2 protein-coding genes and 1 pseudogene are annotated in these 2,047 nt (G+C 59.3%); all 3 read left to right on the top strand.

Features of this window, described 5'->3' with window-relative positions:
* Positions 1–427: 427 nt before the first annotated feature.
* Positions 428–1,612, top strand: a complete 1,185-nt coding sequence (locus G9X64_RS32310; RefSeq protein WP_168313423.1) for an MFS transporter — start codon at positions 428–430, stop codon at positions 1,610–1,612.
* Between the two features lie 120 nt (positions 1,613–1,732).
* Complete coding sequence (locus G9X64_RS32305; protein WP_168313422.1) at positions 1,733–1,888, top strand: hypothetical protein; 156 nt, start codon at positions 1,733–1,735, stop codon at positions 1,886–1,888.
* A gap of 35 nt (positions 1,889–1,923) precedes the next feature.
* A pseudogene (locus G9X64_RS36875) lies at positions 1,924–2,047 on the top strand (ribosome small subunit-dependent GTPase A); the annotation flags it as partial.

The following is a 2,047-nucleotide window of genomic DNA, read 5'->3' as shown; positions in this document are numbered from 1 at the left end:
GGCGAGAGTGTCGCATCTCTAACTGGCCCAACTGTCGCATTACTAAATAGCCCCTACAACAATGGATCGCATAAGATGGCTTATGGAACTGCAAGGGGAAAACCACGAACGTCGTGCGGCTGCATCGACCGATCCTGCCCGAGGAAGGCAGCAAGTTCGGCTCGAAACACGTTACACGCAGGCTTGTCCGGCACGAACACATGGTTCTTGCTCTCACGCGGTACGAAACTCGCGTTCGAAATCGCGGCAACCTTGATCAAATGGCAAGCCACGTCACGGCGGCTAGGCAAATCGCGCCGCTCCCTAAGATAACCTTCTCCGATGCATTCCCTCAGAAACTAGTTTCGATCTTGGGCCCTGTGAGATAGACATCCCAGGTCCATACGCGCGTGTTTAGCTTCGACGCGTCAATCCCCGGGGTTGCATCATGAAAATCGCGCCGCAGCAGCGGATCTATGTCTGCTTCTTTCTCTTCGCGGTGTCGCTGGGGGCGCTGCTGTCGAGGATGCCGGATTTGCAGGTTGCGATGGGCGTCAATAAGTCCGAGCTTGGGTTGACGCTGATAGGGGCTGCGATCGGCGCCTTGATTTCGTTAACTTTATCTTCGCCCTTGATCGCCCGGCTCGGCGCGCGTACGACGGCATTCATTACTGTTCTCGGCACGTCTGCGCTGCTGTCGCTGGTGCCGTGGATCGGTGCGGCGCCGGTCGTGTTCTGTGTGCTCTTCCTCGAGGGGCTGCTCGCCGGGGCGCTGGAGATCAATCTCAATGTTGAGATCGACCGCATCGAAGCGCAGCTAGGACGCGGCGTGATGAACAGGGCGCATGGTTTCTGGAGCCTCGGCTTCTTCGTCACGGCGCTTGTCTCCTCGGTCGTCCGCCAAGCGGGCATTTCGATGGAACTCCATCTCGCCGCGACCTTTGTCACGGTTCTTGTCATCGGCATCTGGGCGATTTCCGGCATGCGGAATGCGCCGGCGCGGATCGCGTTGCATGAAGGCAAGGCGCCGCTGGTAGCGCTTCCCACCTGGGGCCTAATGCCGCTCTGCGTGATCGGCATCGCGGCCTTTCTCGTCGAAGGTGCCGGGATCGACTGGTCGGCGATCTACATGCGCGATGTGTTTTCGGTCGAGCCCTTCATTGGCGGACTGGGATTGACGCTTTTTACCTTCTGCATGGCGCTGGCGCGGCTGTTCGTCGATCCGCTGGTCGATCGGTTTGGCGCGCGGGCCGTCGCCACGATGTTGCTTGTTCTTTCGGCGATCGGCATCTGCGCCGTGTCCGGGGCGCCGCATCCCTATGTCGCGCTGGCGGGCTTTGCCTTGATGGGCGCCGGCTGCAGCGCGGTCTATCCTCTCGCCGTTTCGGCGGCGGCCCAACGCACAGATCGCGCAGCGTATCTCAACGTCGCCGCCCTCGGCCAGATGAGCTTTGTCGTCTTCTTCCTGGCGCCGCCGCTGCTCGGTTTCATTGCCGAACATGCTGGCATCCGGACATCCTATCTCGTCTGTCTTCCGCTGATCATTTACGCGTTCTTTTCGGCCAAGGCGCTTGCTACGCGCCGGGCTGCCGGCGGCGGTAGCGCTGCGACTGCTCGGAGCGTCAACGGGTAACGGATTGTGCTGCCGGTTTTTGACCGCGCGATTGGTTCGGTGAAAACCCAAACGAGCACGTATTGGCGGCCTGCTCGGTGCTCTCCTAAACAATACGGCTGGCACTGGAAAACACCGAAGATGGAATACGTGAATGGCTATAAGATCGTTGAAGTTGAGGGGCCTAGCTTCAAAGTCTACGATGGCGACCGTCAGCTCGGGGACGATTTCCCCTACCCCGGCGAAGCTGCTGCTTACGCAACCTCGTTGCCAAAACGGGATCATCTGCGCAGCTAGGCGAAACGCCGCGGAAGATCATTCAAAAACCCTTTATGGCAGCCTTACTGAAAGTGGAACAAGATTTGACCAGCTCCCAACTTTCTTCACCGCTGGAACTGCTTGGGTGGTCTGAATTCTTCGCGGACCAAGTCCAGCCCAGCGAAGCGGACTTGATCC

This window comes from Rhizobium sophorae (assembly GCF_013087515.1).
Classification (GTDB): Bacteria; Pseudomonadota; Alphaproteobacteria; order Rhizobiales; family Rhizobiaceae; genus Rhizobium; species Rhizobium sophorae.
This window is presented reverse-complemented; position numbering and strand designations above follow the sequence as displayed.

What these genes read in the sequence shown, in the direction of transcription:
- G9X64_RS32310 (WP_168313423.1), top strand. Translation starts at nt 428, where the DNA reads ATGAAAATCGCGCCGCAGCAGCGGATCTATGTCTGCTTCTTTCTCTTC.
- G9X64_RS32305 (WP_168313422.1), top strand. Translation starts at nt 1,733, where the DNA reads ATGGAATACGTGAATGGCTATAAGATCGTTGAAGTTGAGGGGCCTAGC.